19 protein-coding genes and 1 pseudogene are annotated in these 22601 nt (G+C 57.9%); 8 read left to right on the forward strand and 12 right to left on the reverse strand.

Annotated elements, in window-relative coordinates; translation table 11 throughout:
- The first annotated feature begins 16 nt into the window (after positions 1–16).
- Positions 17–3040 carry a DUF3320 domain-containing protein gene (locus ACVDG8_RS01770; protein ID WP_455707503.1) on the forward strand — a complete coding sequence of 1008 codons (3024 nt, stop codon included), beginning with the start codon at positions 17–19 and terminating at the stop codon, positions 3038–3040.
- Positions 3041–3583: 543 nt separating this feature from the next.
- Here ACVDG8_RS01770 and ACVDG8_RS01775 read toward each other — a convergent pair.
- The 3 genes from ACVDG8_RS01775 to ACVDG8_RS01785 form a co-directional block, all read right to left on the reverse strand.
- Entirely contained in the window at positions 3584–3877 is a 294-nt protein-coding gene (locus ACVDG8_RS01775) for a DUF2293 domain-containing protein (RefSeq protein WP_455707504.1), read from the reverse strand.
- 24 nt (positions 3878–3901) lie between these two features.
- Positions 3902–4240: a hypothetical protein gene (locus tag ACVDG8_RS01780; RefSeq protein ID WP_455707505.1), complete on the reverse strand. Its 339-nt coding sequence runs from the start codon at positions 4238–4240 to the stop codon at positions 3902–3904.
- A 476-nt stretch (positions 4241–4716) separates the two neighbouring features.
- Positions 4717–5217: a hypothetical protein gene (locus tag ACVDG8_RS01785; protein WP_447253142.1), complete on the reverse strand. Its 501-nt coding sequence runs from the start codon at positions 5215–5217 to the stop codon at positions 4717–4719.
- 752 nt (positions 5218–5969) lie between these two features.
- Here ACVDG8_RS01785 and ACVDG8_RS01790 point away from each other — a divergent pair.
- Complete coding sequence (locus ACVDG8_RS01790; RefSeq protein WP_447257204.1) at positions 5970–6122, forward strand: OST-HTH/LOTUS domain-containing protein; 153 nt, start codon at positions 5970–5972, stop codon at positions 6120–6122.
- A gap of 360 nt (positions 6123–6482) precedes the next feature.
- Here ACVDG8_RS01790 and ACVDG8_RS01795 read toward each other — a convergent pair whose 3' ends face one another.
- Both ACVDG8_RS01795 and ACVDG8_RS01800 read right to left on the reverse strand, forming a co-directional pair.
- Positions 6483–7025, reverse strand: a complete 543-nt coding sequence (locus tag ACVDG8_RS01795) for a hypothetical protein (RefSeq protein WP_455707506.1) — start codon at positions 7023–7025, stop codon at positions 6483–6485.
- Between the two features lie 117 nt (positions 7026–7142).
- Positions 7143–7664, reverse strand: coding sequence for a hypothetical protein (locus tag ACVDG8_RS01800; RefSeq protein ID WP_447253144.1), 522 nt, complete (start codon positions 7662–7664; stop codon positions 7143–7145).
- A gap of 1304 nt (positions 7665–8968) precedes the next feature.
- Here ACVDG8_RS01800 and ACVDG8_RS01805 point away from each other — a divergent pair.
- Together ACVDG8_RS01805 and ACVDG8_RS01810 are read left to right on the forward strand one after the other, a co-directional pair.
- On the forward strand, positions 8969–9382 hold the full coding sequence (locus ACVDG8_RS01805) for a DUF4160 domain-containing protein (protein WP_447253145.1): 414 nt from the start codon (positions 8969–8971) through the stop codon (positions 9380–9382).
- A 216-nt stretch (positions 9383–9598) separates the two neighbouring features.
- Complete coding sequence (locus ACVDG8_RS01810) at positions 9599–10762, forward strand: hypothetical protein (protein WP_447253146.1); 1164 nt, start codon at positions 9599–9601, stop codon at positions 10760–10762.
- Between the two features lie 769 nt (positions 10763–11531).
- On the opposite strand, the gene ACVDG8_RS01815 is transcribed toward ACVDG8_RS01810, so the two are convergent.
- The 5 genes and pseudogenes from ACVDG8_RS01815 to ACVDG8_RS01835 all read right to left on the reverse strand — a co-directional run bounded on the left by ACVDG8_RS01815 (position 11532) and on the right by ACVDG8_RS01835 (position 18932).
- Positions 11532–13223: a restriction endonuclease subunit S gene (locus ACVDG8_RS01815; RefSeq protein WP_447253147.1), complete on the reverse strand. Its 1692-nt coding sequence runs from the start codon at positions 13221–13223 to the stop codon at positions 11532–11534.
- Positions 13220–14673 (reverse strand): annotated as a pseudogene (locus ACVDG8_RS01820) (N-6 DNA methylase). Before ACVDG8_RS01820 ends, ACVDG8_RS01815 begins: the two are co-directional and overlap by 4 nt.
- A gap of 5 nt (positions 14674–14678) precedes the next feature.
- Positions 14679–15206, reverse strand: coding sequence for a hypothetical protein (locus tag ACVDG8_RS01825; protein ID WP_447253149.1), 528 nt, complete (start codon positions 15204–15206; stop codon positions 14679–14681).
- Between the two features lie 4 nt (positions 15207–15210).
- Positions 15211–17661 carry an EcoAI/FtnUII family type I restriction enzme subunit R gene (gene hsdR / locus ACVDG8_RS01830; protein WP_447253150.1) on the reverse strand — a complete coding sequence of 817 codons (2451 nt, stop codon included), beginning with the start codon at positions 17659–17661 and terminating at the stop codon, positions 15211–15213.
- Between the two features lie 893 nt (positions 17662–18554).
- Positions 18555–18932, reverse strand: a complete 378-nt coding sequence (locus tag ACVDG8_RS01835) for an XRE family transcriptional regulator (protein ID WP_447253151.1) — start codon at positions 18930–18932, stop codon at positions 18555–18557.
- A gap of 487 nt (positions 18933–19419) precedes the next feature.
- Here ACVDG8_RS01835 and ACVDG8_RS01840 point away from each other — a divergent pair, with 487 nt between their 5' ends.
- Positions 19420–19869, forward strand: a complete 450-nt coding sequence (locus tag ACVDG8_RS01840) for a MucR family transcriptional regulator (RefSeq protein ID WP_447253152.1) — start codon at positions 19420–19422, stop codon at positions 19867–19869.
- Positions 19870–19890: 21 nt separating this feature from the next.
- Here ACVDG8_RS01840 and ACVDG8_RS01845 read toward each other — a convergent pair whose 3' ends face one another.
- On the reverse strand, positions 19891–20256 hold the full coding sequence (locus ACVDG8_RS01845) for a YybH family protein (RefSeq protein ID WP_447253153.1): 366 nt from the start codon (positions 20254–20256) through the stop codon (positions 19891–19893).
- Between the two features lie 66 nt (positions 20257–20322).
- A complete protein-coding gene (locus ACVDG8_RS01850) occupies positions 20323–20760 on the reverse strand; it encodes a hypothetical protein (RefSeq protein WP_447253154.1) in 438 nt (145 codons plus the stop codon).
- Between ACVDG8_RS01850 and ACVDG8_RS01855 the strand changes: the two genes are divergently transcribed.
- From ACVDG8_RS01855 to ACVDG8_RS01865, 3 genes are read left to right on the forward strand one after another with little or no spacing between them, the layout of a single operon-like run.
- Positions 20741–21511, forward strand: a complete 771-nt coding sequence (locus ACVDG8_RS01855; RefSeq protein WP_447253155.1) for a hypothetical protein — start codon at positions 20741–20743, stop codon at positions 21509–21511. The two genes, ACVDG8_RS01850 and ACVDG8_RS01855, sit on opposite strands and share 20 nt — an antisense overlap.
- Before the next feature lie 44 nt (positions 21512–21555).
- On the forward strand, positions 21556–21885 hold the full coding sequence (locus ACVDG8_RS01860; protein WP_447253156.1) for a hypothetical protein: 330 nt from the start codon (positions 21556–21558) through the stop codon (positions 21883–21885).
- Between the two features lie 9 nt (positions 21886–21894).
- The gene (locus ACVDG8_RS01865; RefSeq protein ID WP_447253157.1) at positions 21895–22587 is read left to right on the forward strand and encodes an SOS response-associated peptidase; all 693 of its coding nucleotides are present in this window, start codon (positions 21895–21897) and stop codon (positions 22585–22587) included.
- The last annotated feature ends 14 nt before the right edge of the window (positions 22588–22601 follow it).

The raw sequence follows: 22601 nt of genomic DNA on the forward strand, positions 1-22601 counted from the left end.
CCTCTGCAGCGTGGCGATGCATCTTGCGCAGAAACTTCACCAACCTGAACCGCGAACCCTGGCCGAGATCTCGGCTATGAGCACAGGGATTGAAGCGTTTGGATCGGCCCCCACTGGAGCAGCGGCATCAGCGGCTGTGCTGTTCCCGAATGCGGACCAGCCTCGACAAAGCGAGGCGCTGCAGGCTGGAGCGAGCTGGGCGGAGGCTCAAACCGCCGCAGCTGGAAAGTTTGCAACTCCGGCTTGGAACGCCAGTCTCGGCGTGATGCGGCAGGCAATCGTGCGCGGTCAAAGGTCCTTATTTGCACGGCTACTCGGCCGCTATCGCCGCGCTTCGGGCGAACTGGCGAGCCTTCTATCAAGCCCGCTGCCTAGAGCACCCGCAGAGCGACTGGCACTGGTTGACGAACTGGCAGAAGTCCAGGTTCGACGCAAACGCCTGGCTGAGGAAGAGGGCTGGCTGCAGACGGTCCTTGGAGCCGAGTGGCGCGGTGAGCGCACACCTTTCGCGGCTCTTCTTGCCGTCAGCGAATGGTTGGCAGGGATCAAACATTCGGGGGCCGTTACAGAGGCAGCTAACGTGGCGGAAGGGCTTATCGCATTTCCAGATTCGCGCCGCACGGCGAGCGACCTCAAGGAGCGCAACGAGGCCTGCCGCGCTAGTGTGGAGGCACCGATTTCCCGATTGCGGCTCGACCTTGCGCAGGCGGAAATCGGCAATTCGCTCGAGACGGCTCCACTATCCGAACTGGCCAACGCGTTTTCCCGGATGGCGGCCGACACCGGACGCTATGGAGACTGGGCGGCACTTGCGCGCAGCATCACTACGGTATGCGGCAATGGAGCCGGGGCGATCGTCACCGCAGTTGACGAAAAGCGTCTCACGCCTCGTGAAGCCGAACGTGAGTTTGCCTATGCCTGCGCAGAAGCCCGCTGGAACGCGGCACGTGTCGCGCAACCTCAATTGAACACGTTACCTCAGCTCGATCGGCACGACCTTGTGCACCTGTTCCGGAAGCTGGAGAAAGATCGCATCGAGACTGCCAAGACCCTGATCTTGTCACGCCATTTTGAGCAGATGCCGCGCGGCACGATGGGAGAGATGGGTATCATCCGCGGTGAAATCGGACGCAAGCGGGGCCATAAACCTATCCGCTGGGTGATGAAGAATGCGGGTAGCATGGTGCAACGCATCAAGCCGGTAATGCTGATGAGCCCGATTTCGGTCGCCCAGTTCCTGCCACCCAACAGTGTGACCGTCGACCTTCTTGTAATTGATGAAGCATCCCAGATTCGCCCCGAAGATGCCTTGGGCGTCGTCGCCCGTGCCCGTCAGATCGTGGTGGTGGGAGACCAGAAGCAACTACCCCCAACTTCATTCTTTGACCGTTTAGTCGACGATGTTGAAGATATTGAAGAGGAGGACGAGGATGCGCCGCTTGGTGCCACCGCAGCCGACATGGAAAGCATCTTGTCGCTGTGTGAGGCACGCGGCCTGCGTTCACGAATGTTGGAATGGCACTATCGGTCGCGCGATCCATCGTTGATCCGGGTGTCGAATGCCGAATTCTACGGCGATAACCTTGTTCTGCCACCATCACCGCTGCAACTCGACGATGACTACGGATTGAAGTTCCGACGCGTTCCAGGCGTATATGCGCGCGGCGGTAGCGGACTTGGTCGCCAGGGAACCAATCGGATCGAGGCACAAGCGGTCGTGCGAGGGATGGCGGAACACGCTCGAGCATGGCCAGACCTTTCTCTCGGAGTCGTTGCCTTCTCAAAGGCGCAGGCCGACATGTTGACTGAGTTGCTCGAACTTGAGCGCCGTCACGATCCTGTGCTGGACGCCTTCCTGCGCGAGGGTCGCCATGAGGATGTGTTCGTTAAGAACATTGAGAACGTTCAGGGTGACGAACGTGACGTCATCCTAATCTCAGTGGGCTATGGACCTCAGGAGCCCAACGGGCCGCTCGCTTATATGTCCTTTGGGCCAGTGAATGCCGAAGGTGGCGAACGGCGACTAAATGTCCTCTTCTCCCGTGCGCGAGTTCGCTGCGAGGTCTTCGCTTCATTCGACCCAGGCGCTATCGACCCGACGCGCAGCAAACGTGACGGTCCGCGGGTTTTGAAACGCTTCCTCGACTTTGCCAAGACCGGAATAATGGAGGAGCGCGTGGCAAGCGCGCTCGATGCAGACAGCCCGTTCGAGGAAGATGTCGCCGCAGCAATCCGCTCACTCGGCTATCTGGCCGATCCACAGGTCGGGACAGCTGGGTTCCGGATCGACCTTGGGGTGCGTCATCCCGATCGTCCGGGGCAATATCTGTTGGCGGTGGAATGCGACGGTGCCGCCTACCATGCCGCCCTGTGGGCACGTGAGCGTGATCGCTTGCGTCAGGATGTCCTGGAGAACCTCGGTTGGGGTTTCCATCGCATCTGGAGCACCGACTGGTTCCATCATCGTGCCCGTGAGATTCAACGGCTGTCCGCAGCACTTGACCGAGCGAGGCTGGCGGTTGAGGACGGCACTCGCGTGCGTGGTGCAAATCACGGGGCTTTCCGGCCTGCGCCGCTGGAGCAGGACATTGCGGAGCAATCGATCGAAATCGACCACCTTACCTTGACGGTTCCGGCTTATGTCCGCGCCGAGCTTTCCGTGCGGTCCAGCCTCGAACCCCACGAGGCACCTATTGCCCAGCTCGCCGACCTCATCGTGAAGATCGTCGGGGTCGAAGGGCCGATCCACATCGACGAGGTGGCAAGGCGCATAACATCGGCGTTCGGCAAGTCCCGGGCTGGCAACCGTATTGTTGAAGCAGCCGGCCGTGCCGCGCGTCTTGCCACGCAGAGAGACCACGCCCTGAAGTGGGCGGGACCGTTTCTTTTGACAGAAGGGCAAAACCAAAACCCGCCATTGCGGGACCGAATTGCCGAGACCGGTAGTCTGCTGAAGGCCGCCTATCTTCCACCCATGGAAATAGCCGCCGCAGCTCAACGGATCCGTTCGGAAAGTGGTGACATGCCCCCGAAGACTTGATCCGCGCGGTGGCGCGGCTCCTCGGGTTTCAGCGAGTTGGAAGTGATTTGGCAGATGTGATCAACGATGCCCTCGTGGATACTGACGCAGCGGGGTAACGTGATGCGATGACCCTGTTCCGCTCGTCGGCGATCAGACTCTGGTGCTAGCTCCAATTGATGGACGGTTGGCCAGGTCGAGCTGGAAATAGAGGAGCGATAGGCTGGTTCCATTCCAAATCCGCCTCAGCGATCCAGCTTCTCAGCCTTAGATGAACAAAGCTGAATTGGCCCCACTAAAGGGGACACCGGAACCCCCGGTCCAGCCTAGCATTGCGAGCCTCACAAGATGTCTCGGGAACCAGGGCGCTGCCGCATGCGGGCTGGAGCAGCTGATGGTGCGGCCACCGAGCGTCTGCCGCCGGCACCGACCTCCGCAGCATCGACCACTACCGCGCCGACTTCTAGAACTATGGGGTGAACTCAGAGGGCTGAACTGATCGCAGCCTGATGAGCGGTCATTACGAACAATAGCTTCCCCCTACCTGCATGCTTCATTGGGTCTTCAATCTTCCCGGTCCGGTCGCACCAGGCGAAGTTTTAGTCCGGGCTTGCGCCACTCGCGAAGAACCTCCTGGACCTGCGGCGCAATGTAAGATCGTGCTTCATTGCGCGTCATCATCTTGGACCGGAGCAGCTCGTCGTAGTCAGTGAGGGAATGCCGGATATATTTTTGCAATTCGATGCCAACGGCAGCACCCAGTTTCCGGCCCCTCCAGTTTTTGGCACTGACTCGCGCAGCTATGGTGAGGCAGCTCTTCTTGGGGCAACCGGGATGATGGATGCGCATATGTTGCATCACAACAGCGCCATAGGGCGATGGCTACGCGCGCCTGAGCCAGCGAGGTAAACAGCGTCTCATGAGCAGTTCATCGCGCAGTCGGCCGTTGAAGCTCTCTATGGTCCATTCTGCATCGGCTTGCCGGGCGCAATGTAGTGCGGTTCTGACCCGCCCAAGAAAGATGACGTTCGAGGTGAACTCGCTGCCATTGTCGCTGACGATCATCCTGGGCCGGCCGCGCTCGGCGATGAGCCATCCAATTCGCGGGCAACCCGCATGCCCGAGAGACGTATCAATGATGAGGGCCAGGCGCTCTCTCGTGCAGCCGTCGACGATCGCCAGTATGCGGAAGCGGCGCCCGTTGGTGAGCTGGTCCGACACGAAGTCCTCAGCACTCGTCGGGGCGCAGGGGCACCAGCATTGGCGCTGTGGTCCCGATCGCCCGCTTGCGGCCGGGCATCTGGCTCGCCCGGAGCGACGCTAACCATCGGAGCAATTTGGCCCTGCGTTTCGTCTTCCAGGCAGTGGCGGTTCCGGATAACTCAAGGATGGGGATTGAACTGGCAGGTGGGCAACTGTCAATCACGCACCAAAACCGGGTGGGCGTCGCCTCGGGCCAACCGTGGCACCTGTGATCGTCAACGCCACGCCTCTCAATTGCTTCACATCCGAGCGCACGAGACATCATCTACTTCGTGGAAGCGGCCGCGGCGCTGGAACTGCCGCCGTGACCGCGCCTTGGGACCTAAAAGATCTCAATTCATACGCTTTTCCTCGGCATGTTTCGGGTTCAAGCGTGGCGCTTTTTTCTATCCCACCCCGATGCCCAAGCAGCAGAGACCCACCGAGTGCGACCATCAGTCGTTTTCCGGAGTGAAGCGGGGACGGCATGGAACAGCCGGCCTAAGCCTGGCTATTCCTTCGGATGTAGCCCCTGCGTCGGCTTGGTCAGAGGCATGCTGGAGTGAACCGATGCGCGCCTGCACGTTTGGCGCTTGAGCAGCATCCGGGTTGAGCCTGCGCAGGTCCTCTAAAAGTTCGGAGGGAACGAACTGCCGCAATGCCAAGTCGAGGAGGCCGGCCGCATCGCTGCAGAGAACTTCCGCTAGTGCAGGAACGCAATCGATGGGAACTTTCGCCTCTCCGCGCATCATCAAATAAACTGCGTGCTCGTTGGAGAACCCAGTCATTAGCGCAACGTCTCGATAATTTAGGTCCAATTCTTTCAATCTGCCCTCAATGAAGATCGATATAGGCGTCGCTCTTGTTTCCAGCGCCATGACATCCTCCTGAATATTTGACATAATAATAATAACAATATCAGTAAGCAGTCTCCATTGCAAAGTGGCAAAAAACAAAATTATTCTTAGCTATTTACCTTCTTAGCTATTTAGATATTTATGTAATGATTTTTTTTGAAATATTTGCACTCGAAGATCAAGTTTCTTTACTATTTCATTTACTATATTGATCGACCTCTCGTAGTCTTCGTGCCACAGACATCGTATGCGAGAGCTATGCAACCGGGATGATGAATGCGCAAATGTCGCATCAAAACATCGAAGGAAAGTGCGACCAATGGGTGGGGACGTCGACCCGTCGCTGTCCGACATCGTATCAATCGCGATTGGGTGGCCGGAGCACGGACATCGCTAAGGGTGCTCCACAACGGGTCACGCCCGAGTCGACCCTGACCGATGGCAGTCGAGCAGAACTGCTTTGAACCAGAGCGATACATCGGTCATAAGTCATAGATTACTTAGTTAGACTTAAGCATCGATTCACCGCAAATAGCCTTCTCTGCAAGCCTCTAGCCGATCAGCTTCATCCATTGTTTTTTCATTACTATCCTTATCGGAGTCGCCGCTCTCTGCAATTGACTTGCACCTAAAAAATGCTATGTTCGTTTTCCGTGACTACCACATAGCGTTACCTCCAAGACTACGGACTTTAAAGGGCTCAGGATGGCCAGCTTCCTGGGCCCTTGCCATTTGACGAGCGCGGCTGTCGCAGGTTGCCTACTCGAGTCATTTTCCCGATCATCGTGGACGCTATCCCACCTTCAGGGCTGGCATTGGCAACAATGCATTGGAGATGAGAAGACGGGTGGATCTCCCTCGGACAGCTTGGAAACCTCCTCGCCAATCTTGCACCCGATTTTGACCCTCGAACCTACGGTTCCAAAAAGCTCAGCGATCTTGTTCGCAAGATTGAAACGTTGGATGTGGGCCAGTCAGAGACCGGCCACCCCGTGCGCGCTTGAAACCTACCTCCGGTGTATCGAGAACGACAGCCATACGTCTAGATCGCCGTTTGCAGGGCGGCAGGATTCTCGTTGCGATGCACGATGTGCGCTCAGGCGACGCCTCTAGTGAGCTCGAGCATCAAACTACGGCGCTGCACACTGCGTCGCTCTCCCGCCCCTGACATGCCTTCAGTAACCAAGGGCGCGGTGTGTCCCGCGCCCCTCGCATGTGTCAGTGGCTGCCTGTGGGCTACTCGCAATCGCCCTCCTCCACCCTCGCCGTGATCACTTCGGCAATCTCCAACACGCCGATAGCCGGCCCTCTGAGCGCCTCGCTAATTATATTGGCAATGTCGAAAGCCAAGGGGTTGCGTTTATCTATTTCATGCCACTTAAGCGGAATGATCCCGCGCGCCGGCTCACGCTTGACGGTCGCGGCTGTCGGGATCTCAATGATCGCGCCTCCTTGCCCCTCTTGAAGCGCGGCACAAGGCCACCACCGACGCCGACCAAGCAGGCCGGATCTTGAATTGCCTCCAACGTGAAAGCGATTGATGTCAGGTCCGCCAAGTAGTCATTGGTCGAGACAGGGACGAATCCCTCACCAATCCGGGCCTGATAGTCAACGATGATCCGGGAGAACGCTTCGATCTGGGCCGCGTCAAGATTGTTATAGACACTCCGGTAACGCATCAGCGCGGGATTGTTTTCGTCAAGGGACCGCAAATCACTGGCGATCCGTTCGGACCTCTGTGTTGCGCGAGCATAGCCGCGCGCTGTCTCAGCAATCGCGTTGTGCTTTTCGGCGCTATGCTCCAGATAGCTGACGGTCTTTTCTAACGAATCGGCAAGGTGACTGGCATCGTCAAAAATTCGGTGGAGATCGACTTCCGGACGGTTTGCTGCTTTCGTAGAGGTCATGCTACAAATTCTCCTCTGGCCTACAGGCCTTTCAACGGCCGGGTCATTCCTGCCGTCTCTACATCGCCGGGGCGAGCTTCGATTGAGCCCGATCTCGCACCGGCGAATTTCTAGCCGCTATTCGGCACGCTCAGCCTTCACTTGTATCGATGGGAACATGAACCGCGTCGGCGCTCGCAATTGGCTCTGGATCGCTTTCAGGCGGTCGATCTCGGCGAAAGATGCCTTGAGCCCATCGACGTCGCCTCTCGGGAGATTCGCACTCACCTCCAGGGCGTCATCAATTGCCCTGGCTATCTCAGCAAGCTTGTATTGATTGACCAGCACCGACAGTTCGCCGGCGGCGTCGAGGCAAGCCCCCAAAATGCCTATGGCGCGTTCGAGCGCCGTGACCGGCTCGTCGCGATCATACTCAGACTTGAATTTCTGAATTTCAGTTCTCAGAAAATTAGGACCAGAAATATGGACTCCATAGGCGTCTAAGCTGGCATCAAAGGAAAAGTCTCGATCCGCGACGAAGTCTGAGAAGGGGCGCTTCAAATAGCCGGGCTTCGTTGGCGTAGCCTTCGCCGCAGCTATCTCGGCGGCCTTTTGGCGTTCGCGGTAGCGCTTCTGTTTTTCAGCGGGCGTCAGGACCATTGATCAGAATCTCTCCAAAGGCAGTCACGGTTTTAGTAACACGGTGACCGTTACTATGTCAATAACAGTTTTGGCATGCCAATCGCTTTATCAGCGCGACGCGAGTGGCTTCGCGTGCTGCCAGTTGAGCGATTTTTCAATCATGTCGGCGCAAGTTCGCTTGGGTGGGGCGAGCCGGAGGCGTGCGGTATAAGACAGAACCGCGTTGCGCGGGGTTGGGCATTGCGGTCTAAGGCACTGCCCTTGCCCCACGAAATCACTAATTCCAACACATCGGATAGGTGGATTTTTCTCCGCGGTCTCTCAGAGAGGATCGGTCGCGGAAGAACGATCATTGAAAGCGAAAAGCCAACGACCTCAACTCACCGTTGCACCACACCTGTTCACTCAGCCTCTCTACGATCTACGCGTCGGCAGCTTCGGGAGCTGTGCGTGCCTCTCTCTCCTCTTCAGCTAATTCGCTCTCTACGCCAGTTCTATTAATCTGATGCTGGTCAAGCTGTTGTCGCTCGTTTGCTGTATCAACCAGGCGTGAGGGCCAGATAGCTTCCGTGATGTATCTTGCGCATCGGCTGCGCTGACGGCGCTGTCGGTGTCTGATGAGCTTCTCTGTCTGTTTTGGTGTTTGAGCCTTGGAAGCTGTTTCAGGTTGCGTTTGTCAACGTAAGGCTGAAAGTGGTTTTGGGCCTCGGTTTGTCAACTTAGTGTAAACTTAGCGTCAAGCGCGCTCTTACGGCTTAAGAGAACGCACTACATTCTGGTTGACAGAATTAGGCTCCCGAACCGTCGATTTCGACTCTCCAAGTTGACATTGTCAACCTCCCGCTCCTTCAGAACAAAGAACTGGGCCTCAACGATCATTCGTCCAGGACATGCGGTTTCGCGACCCACCTCCCCGACTGCCCTCCCACCGAAAACTGAGCAATGTCGGCATTTTGTCTGCCGCAACAGACGGTATCCTCACCGCTGTCCAATGCAATCTAGGACTTCGCTCTATGGGCATCCCCTCAAGCGAATGAGGTCGAACCAAGGCGTGCGTTGTCCACTAGCTCCTCCGGCATAAACCGGCACCAAATGCAGTATTGTTGAACTCACTCGATCGCCTGCATCGTCGCGTTTGGAGTCCCGACTGACGGGACATGCTCTCCATGCAGGCTGTTCAGCTCGAAAGTGTGACGTCCAATTCTAGGTTGAGCACTGAACGCCTAGCTGACCGCATTGATGCTAGTTGTCCTCGCCTAAAACTGGACACGAGAACCCGAGGTCCATTACCTGGGAACGAATAGCAGAGTGGATACAAGCGAATGTCAGCCGAACTGGATACCGACGAACCGCAGTGGATCGATGCTGCCCTTCAAGGCGCTTTGAGCATTCTGCAGGATCGAATGGCCGAGCAGGACCTATTTCGAAGGCCGAGCCGCGCTGGTCGACACGGCCTGGAAATCTTGCTCAAGGAGCATCGCCTTCTCAAGTTGAGAATGGATGCCAATCGGAACCATGGCCGCGCGCATCTACATATTGACTATCACCATTCAAAGCACATGGCGTCCTATGCGATCGACAATGGCGAACTGCTTGTGGGCGACGGGAGCTATGACCATGTTGTGAAACCTTGGATTGCCGAACATCAAGCGAATCTTATGCAGGTGTGGCGAGATTTGCGGGCCAATGGCGTGGACGATGCAATCGTGGCGGAGCTACGTGGCAGCATATTGTGAAGTCACCGTCGATCTGCAGAGATCGTTGGATAGCGTTCGCCGTAGGCACGAACGTTAGGGGAAATTTATTCCGCTGGGCAACTGACTTTCACGCACGGCCACCCAAGTCGCCGATCTGAAGCGCTCATATCTGATCGAGACGTCGCGTCGGCATTACGACTCGGATAATTGCCATCCTGTGTGGTCGATCGGCCGCTCGATGGGTGGCTGCCACAGATGAACTACTCGACCAGCGTCGTCCTTAAGGGCATCAAAGATCCTTCGCGTCAGATCGTGCTGGAATACAGCGGAGCTCCAACGACGTCGGTGCAGCGACGGTTGTCCGGTAGGACAGTTGTTCACCCGGTGATAGATCTAGTCGACTACACATGCCGAGCGGTCATTGACTGGGTCGACGTCAACTTCTGGTTCGAGCGCTCGACCCAGTTTCAATTCGTCCAAGAAGTGGTCGAGCCAATCATTGGGCGAACGCCCCACGTAGAGCCGCTTGATCCGGAACCTGGAAACGTCAGCACCAAGTTTCGAATACGCTTCCAGGAACCGCAGCTAAAGTTGCTAGCCCAGTGTGAAGACCTGCTAGACAAGAAATTTGGCCTGCAGATGCACGGCGTAGTTCGTTCGATCGAGATCAGCGTCGATTTCAAATCCCTCACGCCTTCGGCCGACAAGACTGGGAGGATGGTCGGCGTCTTGGCGCGGCATCTGTTTCCGGACCGGGATTTCATGACTGTCGGTCTCGACAGACCCCGCTACCTCTGGAGTCGGCAGGAGAAGCCCACCTTCTTAATCGGGGCCGACAACCTGCTCTCGTCTCACGCTGATAGGCCGGCTCCTATCGACGCTACGTTCTTGGTTGGCAGAAAGAATGGACCGGTCAGTTGGCGTGTGATGGAGAAGACCATCGACAACCAGAACATCGAAGGAGGAACGTGGGATGATCTACCAGTCGGTGAGCACCGAGCCAGGATCGAAGTGACACTGGATCGGCAGGAACTGATCGACCTTGGGGTCGACTACATCCACGGCCTGCAGCGATTCAATTTCGCCAAGCTCCAGGGGAGATACTTCCAGTTCATGGTTCCAACGTTCGAGAACCGTTTCGAAGGTAAGCATGCGGCGCATAAGGCCGTGGAGATGGATCGGTGGAAAAGGTTCCTCAACGCCGGCATCGTGGGCTTGATAGCCATGGAGGGTGCAAGACGGTCGTTCAGACAGGCCGCGAGGCCGGCGCTTAGGAAGGCCCTGAGAACCAGGCGACAGAAGATCCGGCCTTTGAGCAGGCTCGCAACCGGCCCTTCAGGCAGCTTCCTCGCCTACGAAGATCTGAACGGGCGGGCGGCGATGGCGCTGGAGAAGCTGGGGCATAGGAGGGGTGGGTGAAGGTGCTCGAGTGCGGTCCACACTTGATCAAGTTATTAGGTCGCCGGAACCTCTGATCGAGTCGAACCCTTGCGCCGAAAGCAGCCGCTGACATCCAGATATGCCGATAGCCAGAGTTTCTGGTGGGAAAAACCTACCGAATCGGAATCCGGCGGACGACCACGCACCTTTGTTGGGACCAGCTCGCGCGACGCCGCGGTTCATCCTCTTCGGGCAGGGCGGCGGGCGTCATAGTTGAGTTCGCAATTGTTCTCTACCCCACAGACAACAGGCATCCCGCTCCTGGCGACCGAAAGAGAGCGTCTGCGACTGCGAACCCGACACGTCTGGCGCCAGCGGCAAAGGCCTCCAATGCACTTGCCTTTAGCTCTCCGGTGTCTCGACCGCTCTCATTGACGCAGATCGCGGACAGCATCGGCAAACCGCGCATATGACAGACATCAAGGAGCCGATCCAGGTGCCCATTCGCACCGCTCATCCGATGCCGGGCTTGACTCCATTCGACCTTGCTTGCCTTTGCGAGATCGCCATAGGTGAGACAGCGTTGTTCGATAGCCGCCCAGAATAGGAGTTCCAGCGACCTATCGATACTGAGGTGACCTTTTGCCTGACTCCGACGTGCCCGCTCCTCCAACAGTTGAAGATACAATGGCGCACCAGTTGCGCCCTTCTCTTGGTGATTGCGTATCCATTTGGTTGATTTGAGCGTCTTTTTTCGGTCAGGTTTGACATCTCTATTCCCAGTGCAGGCGGTCCGTCAGGGAGCACTTCATTCCGCAGCCTCCAACTCTCGATCCTCGGCGGGCGACAGCGCCTCGGCCAGAAGGGCGTCGAGAAGGCGGCGGCGGGTGGTGGTGGCGGCGGCGAGGCTCGCCTCCAGCTGGTCGCATAGCGCCATCAGCGCATCGACTTTCGCGACGATGCGGTGCTGCTCTGTGGGGGGTGGGAGTGGAAATCGAACTCCTTTCAGGTTCGAAGCGCTGATCCCCCAATTGCCGACCGTGGTAGCGCACACGAGTTCGACTTCGGATCGAACAAGGTCTGTGTCGCTGGCAAGCCTCAGGAACTCTGGTGCCGCGAGTTTGCGCGCGACACGAACTCGGATGAGCTTGTCGGGATAAATGGGCTGGATGCCGAGATAGTCTTTGAAGATCGTAAGTCGTCCCACGAATGCCTTGTTGCCGTTAAACCGGCATGCAAGAAGGTCGCCCGAAGTCAGTCCGTATTGAAAGCGCGCCTGTTCGTCGATGCCGCTGATCAATTTGTGTTCCTCCTCGGCGACAATGCCATCGCGCCTAACAGTGCCTGCGCTGATCCTCAGAATTGGAGTGCCGTTCAGTGCTTCGTCTGGTTTGCGCGAGTAGCCGTTTCGTGTGTCTTCCGCCAATAGATTGTCCAAGCGCGTGTAGAGCCACGTCAAAGGGATTACATCGGGCCGTTCATCGCAATCTGCTGGCCTCACGCTCGCGGGTTCGTCCTTCGGGTCCTGCGGCACGAGCTTGCCGCGCACGGCGAGGTTGAGGATGGCTTGGCGGAGTTGCTTGACCTGGTCGGGGCGCGTGGTCAGGGCCGTGAGTGCGGCAACGGTGAAGCGTGCGTCGGCCGCGAACGTTTCGGGATTAGGTGAGTTTAGGCGGGCGAGGCTCGCCGCCGCCAGTCGATCGCGCACCGCCTCCCGGCTAGCACGCGCCGCCTCAAGCCGGTCGCACAAGCCCATCAACTCATCAACCTTGGCGACGATGCGGTGCTGCTCGGCGAGAGGTGGAAGCGGAAGGATCAATCTTCCTAACGTTTGCCCGTTTACATTGGGTTGGCCGGTTCCTCTCGCGCCGTCGTAAAGTTGAGTCCAATAGAGCGGGGATTCCAAAAATAATTTCAAAAATTGGTCAAGGACGTTGGACATTCCCTGCACTCGGATCAGATACGAGGCAAATACGGCAAGAACCGGAACTTCGCCAACCAAGAATGTTTTACCGATTGTTCCTCCGGTCCGGGCGATAAGAATGTCACCCTTCGCGAGTCGATATTGCCCGATTGATTTCGGGTCGATCAAACAGCCAGGAACGGACTGCCAATCAACAGCATTCTCATGTATATCTGTGATCCGCAACATCCGCACATCTTTCAGCGCGGTGTCGGCGGAAGCTGTATATCCATAATGAATGCGGCGACTAATCGTAGCCAATCGGCTCAAGATCCAACCGTTAGGTGGGACTAAAGGAAACTCATCCAGATCAACCTCAACTGGAAGATCATTGCGCCTGATCTCGCCCGCCTTCACCAGCCGCGCCTTCTCGGCCGTGATCCGCTTCAAAAGGTCCGATGCCGGTTCGTCGGCCGCGTCTTGCGGCAGGAGCTTGCCGCGAACGGCCAGATCGAGAATGAAGCGGCGAAGGCGGGCAATCGCGTCGGGCGCGTCGGCGATTTCGTGATAGTGCGACAGCAGGCGTTCGGCATTCATCGGGCGAGCGCCTCGGCGAGGATCGCCTTCAACTGGTCACGCAAGGCGGCCGTCTGGCCTTCAGCGGCGGCAAGGTCCGCCAGCAGCGTTTGCGGGTCGCCATGGTCATCAGCCACGCTGTGCTGGTTTTTGATGTCGAGGTTGTAGCCGCGCGACTTCACCTCCTCGGCAGTTACGCGCCACGCCTGTGGCGTCTCCAGACGGCCCTTGCGCTCAGCACCGCCCCACCATTCGATGCAGCCCTGGAAATGCTCCAACCGGATCGGCTTGGTCATCGAATAGGCTTTCTGACCTTCCGGCACGCGGTGCTCGTAGAACCAGATGTCCTTAGTCGGTGAGCCCTTCTCGAAGAACAGCAGGTTCGTGCCTATCGAGGCATAGGGCTTGAAGACAGAATTGGGCAGGCGGACGATGGTGTGGAGGTTGCACTCCTCCATCAGATATTCCTTGAGCCGCGTCTTCACGCCCTCGCCGAATAGCGTGCCATCGGGCAGCACCACGGCTGCGCGACCAGCCTGCTTCAGTAGGCGCACGATCAGAGCCAGGAACAGATCGGCGGTTTCCTTGGTGCGGAAGGTCGGGAAATTGTTCTCGATGCCGTCTTCTTCGCGCCCCCCGAAGGGGGGATTGGTGAGCACAATATCCACCCGCTCGTCCTTGCCCCATGAAATCAGGGGCCGCGCCAGCGTGTTATCGTGCCGCACGAAGCTAGGGTCCTCGATACCGTGTAGCAGCATGTTGGTAACGCAGAGCATGTGGGGAAGCTGCTTCTTTTCTACCGCGCGCAGGGCCCCCTGCATCTTCTCGCGCTGCGCAGGCGTCCGGACGTATTTCTTCTCCATGTGGTTGATGGCGCAGGTAAGAAAGCCCCCGTGCCGCAGGCTGGATCGAAAAGGATTTCGCCGGGGTGAGGGTCGATGCGGTCCGCCATGAAGGCGGTGACGGCGCGCGGCGTGTAATATTCGCCAGCGTTGCCGGCCGATTGCAGGTCGTTGAGCAGCTGTTCGTAGAACTCGCCGAAGTGCCGGCGCTCGTCGAGATTGTTGAAATCGACGTCGTTGATCTTGTTAACCACCTGCCGAAGCAACTGGCCGGATTTCATGTAGTTGTAGGCGTCCTCGAACACGTCGCGCACCACGCGACGCCGGTCGCCAGGCTTGGCCGAAAGCTGCAATCCCTTCAGCGCGGGGAAAAGCTCATCGTTGATGAAATCGAGCAGGGCCTGCCCGGTGACGCCCTCCGGGTCCGCCGCCCAGTTGCGCCACTGGAATTTCTCGGGGATCGGCGAGCGGTAGCCGTCCCTCGTCAGTTCGAGTTCCTGGTCCTGATCGTCGATGATCTTGAGGAAGAACAGCCAGGTGAGCTGGCTAATGCGCTGCGCATCGCCATCGACGCCGACGTCCTGGCGCATGATATCCTGGATAGATTTGACAGTGGTGCGAACGATCATGGGTTTTACTCTTTCTCAAACAGGATCAGCTCGCTTCGATCAATGATCCACTTATTGCGGTGCCCGTTTCGGCTTCCGGCATGGAGCATCGTCCGGTTCTTGCGCTGAAAGGGTTTGTGGGGATCGGTATCGACGAAGCTGATCCGCGTGCCGGACTCTCGATACGCAACGATCCAATGCCTTGAAGGACGGGTAAGGCCCAGGATCACGCAGCGAACGTCAGGACGATCGACAAACAACTGATCGAAGCGGTCCCAATAATCTTTGTTCGTCGTGGGCGTATTTCGGCTGAATGGATAACTCGTTTTGACTTCTGACGCGTCGACGAATGATTCTCGGCAGAGTTTTATCATCCTCTTCAGGTCGCCGATGGTGGTTCCGTCCCACAACAACTTTGGCCACCTACCGCGTGCAAGCGCCGCGCAGGCGGTCTCGAAGATCTTGTCGGGTCTTGCGATACCACAGTGCTCGAATGCATTGACTATTGCGTAAGGGCCGCAGAGCCCGTCAAGTTGTCCTTGATAATTCGGCATTTGCCTAAGCAGTCTCCTGATAAAGCGCGTCCTGCATCTCATGGACAGCCTTTTCGAAACCCTCCTTGCCACCGAACACCCCGATGAGTTGAACGACGCTCCCCATCGCGGTGAACGGCGTGACCTTCAGGACGTTGGCGTCGTCGAGATTAAGCACGCCTTCGTCGCGATACTTTTCCAGAAGCGCATCGAGAACGGCGCGGGCCTGCGGGCCATACTTCGTGAACACGTCGCGCTTCTTCACACTCTCGGCCCGCTCCCGACGGGTGAGCGCCTTCTTGTCGAAGGCGATGTGGCAGATCAGATCGAAGGGATCGAGGTTCTTGCCGAGCTCATCAGCGAGGGCGTCGAGTGGAAGGCCCTCCGCTTCCAGTTCCTCGATAATCGCCTGCTTGCGTTCCGCCGACTTCCAGCGTTTGAGGAAATCGTCGAGACTGGCGAAGCGCTTCTTCAGTGCCGTTTTAGTGAAATCGCGCAGGGATTCGGTGACGAGCTTGCCGTTCTCGTCGAGATATTCGACGCGTTCAGCGAGGATGCGGGCGCCGACACCGTCGACATAGATCTTCCGTGTCGTGCCGCCCGAAGGCACCGTCGCGCCTGGTTGATCGATCACGATTTCGTCGTCGCCAGGTGTCGGCGGGATAGCATCGTTGCCTTGCGGAGCATCGTCGGGCGGTGTGATTGGATCGCCTTCTCCGGGTTCATAGATTTGCACCGGATCGCCGTCGAAATCCGGATCAGCGAAATGACTGGTTGCGCCGCGAAAGTCGATCAGCGTGAAGAAGAATTTCTTTGCGTCCTCATGCACTCGGGTGCCGCGCCCGACGATTTGCTTGAACTCGGTCATCGAGCCGACCGCGCGGTCGAGCACGATCAGGCGGCAGGTCTGCGCATCGACGCCGGTTGATAAAAGCCGCGAGGTGGTTACCAGCACGGGATATCTCGATTCCGGGTCGATGAAGTTGCCAAGCTGGTCTTGGCCTTCCTTGTCGCTGCCGGTGATGCGCATGACATAGCGTTGGTTCTCGGCAACCAGATCGGCGTTCTCGTTGACAAGCGCCTGCCGCATCCGCGCCGCGTGTTCCTCATCGACGCAGAACACGATTGTCTTCTGGAAGCGGTCGCCACTTTCCTTGAGGAACTCCGTGATTTTCTTGGCGGTGAGCACCGTGCGATCATCGAGCACGATGTGCCGGTCGAAATCCTTGGCGTTGTAGATGCGGTCCTCGACCTTGTTGCCGTCGCGGTCGAGCTGGCCGAATTCTGGGCGATAGCCCTCGACGTCGCGGTCAATGTGAACCTTGATAACCTTGTAAGGGGCGAGGAAGCCATCGCTGATTCCCTGCTTCAGCGAATAGGTAAAGACCGGCTCGCCGAAATAGTCCATGTTGGACACATATTCGGTTTCCTTCGGAGTCGCAGTGAGGCCGATCTGCGTCGCGCCGGAAAAATGGTCAAGGATTTCCCGCCATGCAGAATCCTCGGCCGCGCTGCCGCGATGGCATTCGTCGATCACTATCAGGTCGAAGAAGCCAGGCGAGAACTCGCGATAGAGCTTCTGCCGATCTTCAGGCCCTGTGATCGCCTGGTAAAGCCCGAGATAGACCTCGAAGGCGGTGTCGATCCGTCGCCTTTTGTCGAGCGCTAGCGCCAAATCAAGCGTGGTGCCGTCCTGCCTCTCGATAGTTTTGGCGTTGGTCGAAAGTTTCGCCATTGCCGCTCCGAATGGGCGAAAGTCGTTCACCATGGTCTGGTCAATCAACACGTTTCGGTCGGCGAGGAACAGGATCCGCTTCTTGCCCTCCGGATTCCACTGTCGAGACTTCCACAACCTCCAAATGATCTGAAAGGCAGTCCGAGTTTTGCCGCTGCCGGTTGCCATAACAAGCAGCACGCGGGTCTTCCCCTTGGCAATTGCCTCGACAGCGCGATTGACTGCAACAACTTGATAGTAGCGCTTCTGCTCGCCACTTCCATCGTCGTAGTAGTCCTCCAGGACGATCTGCTCGGCCTCCGGGTCAAGGCCCTTCCATGTGCGATAGCGCGCCCACAGGTCGGAAGGCGACGGGAAGGCGTCTAGGCCAAGGTTCGCTTCGATAGGGACGCTCCGGCCAGTGCGGTCATAAAACACAAAGCCATCGCCGTTCGACGAAAATACGAAGGGAACGTCCAACGTCGCAGCGTAGTCAAGACCCTGCTGGATACCGTCGCCGACGCTGTGATTGTTGTCCTTCGCCTCGATCAGCGCGATCGGAATGTTGGGTTTGTAGTAGAGAACAAAGTCAGCCTTCTTGGCCTTGCCGCGGGTCACCAGCTTGCCACGCACGATGATCCGGCCCTTGGTGAAATAGACCTCCTCCCGAACCTGCACCATATCGTCCCACCCGGCGCGCTTGACGGCCGGTAGAATGAACTTCGTGCAAATATCGCGTTCGGTTAGGCTTCGTTTGTCCACGATTGAGATCCCCCAACCGAGGGTTTATGGGGTAACCCCACTTCGATCAAGACTGGTGCGCCGCTAGAAGATAATAGCGATTGAATGGCGCAGCGAAAATTACTCAACGAGCATGAGTTCCATCTCGGGTGTCACGACAAATTATGGAACTCATTCTGACTTCAAAATTCATACCGCGGCAGTCGCGCAATCGCTGCAGCCCTCGCAGAGATGGTCACGTCCCCACGCAAGCAGTCCGTCCCGCATGGCCGAAATCCATAAAGCCCAAGTCGATTACCCGCGCGAGGGAACATTGCGATGTTTGCCCTCCTTGACGGAACCTGAATCCGGCGCGATGCGAACCACCGGCACGCCTTCTCGTAGCGAAAATCCTGTTTCCGAAGCTGAGCGATCTCGCGCAATTCGCGCTCCCGTATGGGCGGACAAGATCGGCGACCACCGCTTGGCGGCAGCTGTTGGAGCGCTTCGCGTCGCTCCGCTCCTCAAGCGACAGGGCGTTCACATTGCTCACGGGAAGGATCGGTCACATTCCGATAAACGCCTGCTCATCTCAGCAAGTCGGTCTTTGTCAACGCACCTTTAGCCGGTAGAAGACTGTTGCTTGCGGGTTCGCCACTCTACCCTCCCACTGAAAGTGGAGCATTGCCGGTTTTTTGTCTGCCGCAACAGGAAGCATCCCCACCGCACACCATGGCATTCCTAGGACTTCCATCTATGTGGGGCATCCCCTCTCACAACTAATCTCCATTGGTTCCTAAATACCCCAAGTCCACACCGACCTCGGGTCAGCATCGCTCGAAGTAGCCCGGGGTCGCCGACTATCTCGCGCGGATCGAACGTGGACAGACATGCCCACGCCCAGACTTGCTATCCGTTTCCGCCCGCCACAGTTGCTAAACTGGCTGTCGCCCGATTTTCCCGAACATCGCGCGAATGATCATTGCACGTTTGGTCGTCAAGGGAGGATCAGCGTTGTCTGAGGCACTGCGAAGGGCCTCTACCCAAGCGACCTCGTTCTGGCTCATGCTAGGCCCTATGATCTGTTTGATGGTTACCAACGCTTGCTCGTCGAGATACTGCCCGAGCGCGAGGAGGAACAGCTTCCGAGGATCGCATTCAAGCGCTCGCGCAAGCCCGGGAACCCGGTCGAGAGGAACCTTGATAGTGCCTTCCCTGATTTTCAATAGGAGGCTGACGCTCGCAAACCCGGTCTCTTCGGCGACATCTGCTGGGCGCTTTCTTTCCGCCAACTGATTGATTCGCTCGTCCACGAACGTAGATATTTCCGATCTCAGTCTCTTCGTTCGCTGAGGGATATGCATGTCTCTTCTCACTTTCTCTGCACTATTTCATCTACATCTAAGATATAGCGAGAATAAAATGGGTATTTACCAGATGCTCATTTAACAACGTTGGAGAAATGTTTGTGCAGGCGCCATTTCGTCTACGTTCCACCCGTGGATCCCAAACCTGGTCGATAGCAACTTCTGTTTTCTGACCTGCGCTTTGGCTCGACACCGCCATGTTCAGCCCTTCGGCGCCGCGGCGGCCGGCCTCGGAGGTCGATGGGAAGCGTCGGACCGCGAAAATGCGCGAAAGAACGAGATCAAATTGCCCCGATGAGAGATTCGGTGCCTGGCCAGATGGCTTAGTCCTAACTGGATTGGGTCTGCTCACAGCTAGGTTTCCGGTGCCGTCTTGGCGTTTGTTTGCAAAGCGGATAAGTATCCCCGCTCGACCTAGATGCAGGAGATTTTAGTGCCGGACGAGACACAGCAGCCAACGCCCTTTCTGATTGAGCTCACTGCCGAGATCGTGTCGGCATACGTCAGCAACAACCCGGTGCCGGTTGCATCTCTTTCGGACCTGATCGCGAGCGTGAATTCGTCGCTGACAAACATTGGACAGCGGGCCGAGCCCGAAACGGTTGCTCAGGCGCCTGCTGTGAACCCGAAGCGATCGGTGTTTGCCGACTACATCATCTGCCTCGAGGATGGGAAGAAATTCAAGTCGCTGAAGCGGCACCTGATGACCCACTACAATCTCACACCTGAGGAATATCGGGAGAAGTGGGGCCTGGCGCGCGATTATCCGATGGTGGCGCCGAACTATGCGGCCCAACGGTCGGAGTTGGCGAAGGCGAGCGGACTCGGGCGGAAGGCGCCGGCGAAGCCAGCAAAGACTGCCAAAACACGTTCGGCACGATGAACCTTGCGGTCCGCGCCGGTCTCAGTCGGTGCTGTTGAGGCTGCACATGCGTATTAACCACGACCCGTCTGCTTGCCGGTCGAAGATGCTGACGGACGTGCCGTTGCCGACGTCCAATCCTTCCGTATAGGTCGCCAAGCACCAGGCGAGATGACCCGATCTCCCGGCGTGGATCACTCTCATCTTCTTCTCTGCCGCCTCGCCGTGGCCCTGTGTCCAAACTGCGTGAAGAGCCTCGATAGCGTCGCGGCCAACAGCCGGGGGTGCATAGGGTGAGTGCAATTCCGCGTCGGTCGTAAACATGGCGCCGCAAGCAGCAGCGTCGCTAGCGGAATAGGCCGTGGCATAGGCGGTCCAAAAGCTCTGCAATTCACCTTGGATGGACATCGGTGGCCCCTTCGTCCTTTGCGCTTCAGCCATATTAGCAGTAGCGCATATTATTTTGCCAATCGCTTATTCGTCCCGCCAGATGACACGCTTCTCCCAGCAGATCTGCACCAGACGCCGATATCTGATGGTGTGGGCCTGTTCGCCGGTCGGGTGGAACAGTTCGGCATCCATCCACTCCCGGCTGCCGCATTGTTGGCAGCGCACCTTGTCACGAACCTGGTCGATCGTGACATTGCCGATGACTTCCCCGAGCTCAAGCGGCTTGTAGAAGCGTTTTAGATTGCACTTTCCGCAGCGTATGCCGGCCACCTGCCCGGCGTCATGGGCGTGCGTCAGGGTCCAGGCGGCCCCTCTCTGCCACTTTTCAGGTTGCTCCGGCATTCTGCTGAAATGAGGAACATATTCCTCACCAGTCAAGGGGCTCTTGACTCTTTTGTTCTCATTTTGTTCACTGCTAGCAGGATAGCCACAGGAGGCAGAAATGCCGCTTCGATTGGTCATTGAAAACGCGACATGGGAAGAGCTTTGCCGCGGCGTTGCCGCCGCGGAGGCGGTTTTTGCCCGCTCCGGAGTTTCCGTTGAGGATGCCATGGGCGGCATGTTGGCGGCCGATCCTTGGATGAAGGAGAAATTTCCCGACCTTCCAGAACCTAGCAAAGAACAAGAAGCAGCCGCCAGCGTATGGCTCGAGGCCGAGCGGGTCGCCTGCGAAGCCTGCTGCGCCGGATGGCCCGGGGACAAAGTCGTTCGACCTCACAGGGTTCTGGGGATTGGCCCGGTGGAACCGAAGGTGAAGACAGCCAATCTGGCGACATGGCCGGACAGGCAGAAGCGCTACCGGGAAATCATAGAACGGCTGGAAACGGCCACCGGTCCCGACCGCCAGCTCGACATCGACATCTGTTATGGCATGGGCTGGGTGAATGAGCCGGGCACGCCGGAAGATGCCGCCGAGATCGGCCTGCCCTATCTTACCGCCGATCTGGCCGAGGTGGCCGAGATCACTCGCAAATCTCTGGAGGGCTGGAAGATCGAGATCGATCAGAGCCCATGCGATGCCCGCATTATTCAGCCAGAGCGCGACAAAGAAGACGGCGATTATGATGGCGACTACGACGATCTCAGCGTGGCCGCTTGGCGTTATTGCGACGACCGGACCCATATGGAGAAGCCACCGGCCAACACCGCAATTGCGCTCACCCTGGCGGCGGTGCGCCTGCAGGCCGACAGTTTTCTGCCAACCGCATGGTAAGGCGCAGCCGCAGTATACCGCCGCCTTCGACCATCGATTGCGACATGCCGCAACAGGTCGCCCTGCCCGACGACATCTGCACCGATCGCAATTTCGCGCTGATCGGGCGGTTCCTACAGGAGCGAGGCCTGACATGCAGGACGAGAGGGGTGACGGCGATATGGGAGGACGGCAAGCAGGAACTATGGCGGTTGCATTGCTTCGCCGACAACGAGGCGGCCGCCGCCTTCCTTGACCACTTCGGCGGCGTGATGTTCGATCCGAAGCGCGACCGGGAGAACGGGAACGTTCACGGCGCGTGGCGGCGAAAGGGCGCCTATCAGCGCATTCTGGAGCTTGGCCCGCTCAGCGTGCCAGACATCCTGCGCAATTGAGGTCGGGACATGTGTGGACGCTACACTAGATACCTGCCGTGGTCGGAAATCCACCGGCTTTACCGGCTGACGTCACCCTCGGACATCGGCCGCAACGATGCGCCGCGCTACAACATCGCCCCGACTGACGAGGTGCCATTCATCACGGCCGCCGATGACGGCAATCATAAGGTCCGCTCAGGCCGCTGGTGGTTGGTGCCGTTCTGGGCGAAGGAGATGCCCAAGGCGCCGATGTTCAATGCCCGCATTGAGACCGTCGACAGAACGCCGGCCTTCCGCGATGCCTTTAAGTCGAAGCGCTGCCTGGTGCCCGCCGATGGATTCTATGAATGGACCAAGAGCCCGGCCGACGGCGGCAAAGACCCATGGCACATTTTCCTGCCGGGCCACGCGCCTTTCTCATTCGCCGGTCTTTGGGCCTACAACAAGACGCTGGACGTGACGAGCTGCACGATCATCACCGAGCCTGCCGACGAACCGATGCGGCAGCTCCACGATCGGCAACCGGTGATCGTCGATCCCGCCTACTATGACGCTTGGTTAAATCCCGACACGCCTGCCGGCGACGTCAAGCAATTGCTTTCGGACGATATGGACGGGCAGCTCCAGTTCAATCGGGTCGGCCGCGAAGTGAACACGTCCGCCATCAACAAGCAGCCCAACGACCATTCCGGGCTGATCGGTCCGATGAACTCGCTATGAGCGACGAACCGACA

The organism is Mesorhizobium sp. ORM8.1 (assembly GCF_053005525.2).

Coding starts and splice junctions, on each gene's coding strand:
- ACVDG8_RS01770 (WP_455707503.1), top strand. CDS start 17: ATGCATCTTGCGCAGAAACTTCACCAACCTGAACCGCGAACCCTGGCC.
- ACVDG8_RS01775 (WP_455707504.1), bottom strand. CDS start 3,877: ATGCAACATATGCGCATCCATCATCCCGGTTGCCCCAAGAAGAGCTGC.
- ACVDG8_RS01795 (WP_455707506.1), bottom strand. CDS start 7,025: ATGACCTCTACGAAAGCAGCAAACCGTCCGGAAGTCGATCTCCACCGA.
- ACVDG8_RS01800 (WP_447253144.1), bottom strand. CDS start 7,664: ATGGTCCTGACGCCCGCTGAAAAACAGAAGCGCTACCGCGAACGCCAA.
- ACVDG8_RS01805 (WP_447253145.1), top strand. CDS start 8,969: ATGTCAGCCGAACTGGATACCGACGAACCGCAGTGGATCGATGCTGCC.
- ACVDG8_RS01810 (WP_447253146.1), top strand. CDS start 9,599: ATGAACTACTCGACCAGCGTCGTCCTTAAGGGCATCAAAGATCCTTCG.
- ACVDG8_RS01815 (WP_447253147.1), bottom strand. CDS start 13,223: ATGAATGCCGAACGCCTGCTGTCGCACTATCACGAAATCGCCGACGCG.
- ACVDG8_RS01825 (WP_447253149.1), bottom strand. CDS start 15,206: ATGCCGAATTATCAAGGACAACTTGACGGGCTCTGCGGCCCTTACGCA.
- ACVDG8_RS01845 (WP_447253153.1), bottom strand. CDS start 20,256: ATGTCCATCCAAGGTGAATTGCAGAGCTTTTGGACCGCCTATGCCACG.
- ACVDG8_RS01855 (WP_447253155.1), top strand. CDS start 20,741: ATGCCGCTTCGATTGGTCATTGAAAACGCGACATGGGAAGAGCTTTGC.
- ACVDG8_RS01850 (WP_447253154.1), bottom strand. CDS start 20,760: ATGACCAATCGAAGCGGCATTTCTGCCTCCTGTGGCTATCCTGCTAGC.
- ACVDG8_RS01860 (WP_447253156.1), top strand. CDS start 21,556: ATGCCGCAACAGGTCGCCCTGCCCGACGACATCTGCACCGATCGCAAT.
- ACVDG8_RS01865 (WP_447253157.1), top strand. CDS start 21,895: ATGTGTGGACGCTACACTAGATACCTGCCGTGGTCGGAAATCCACCGG.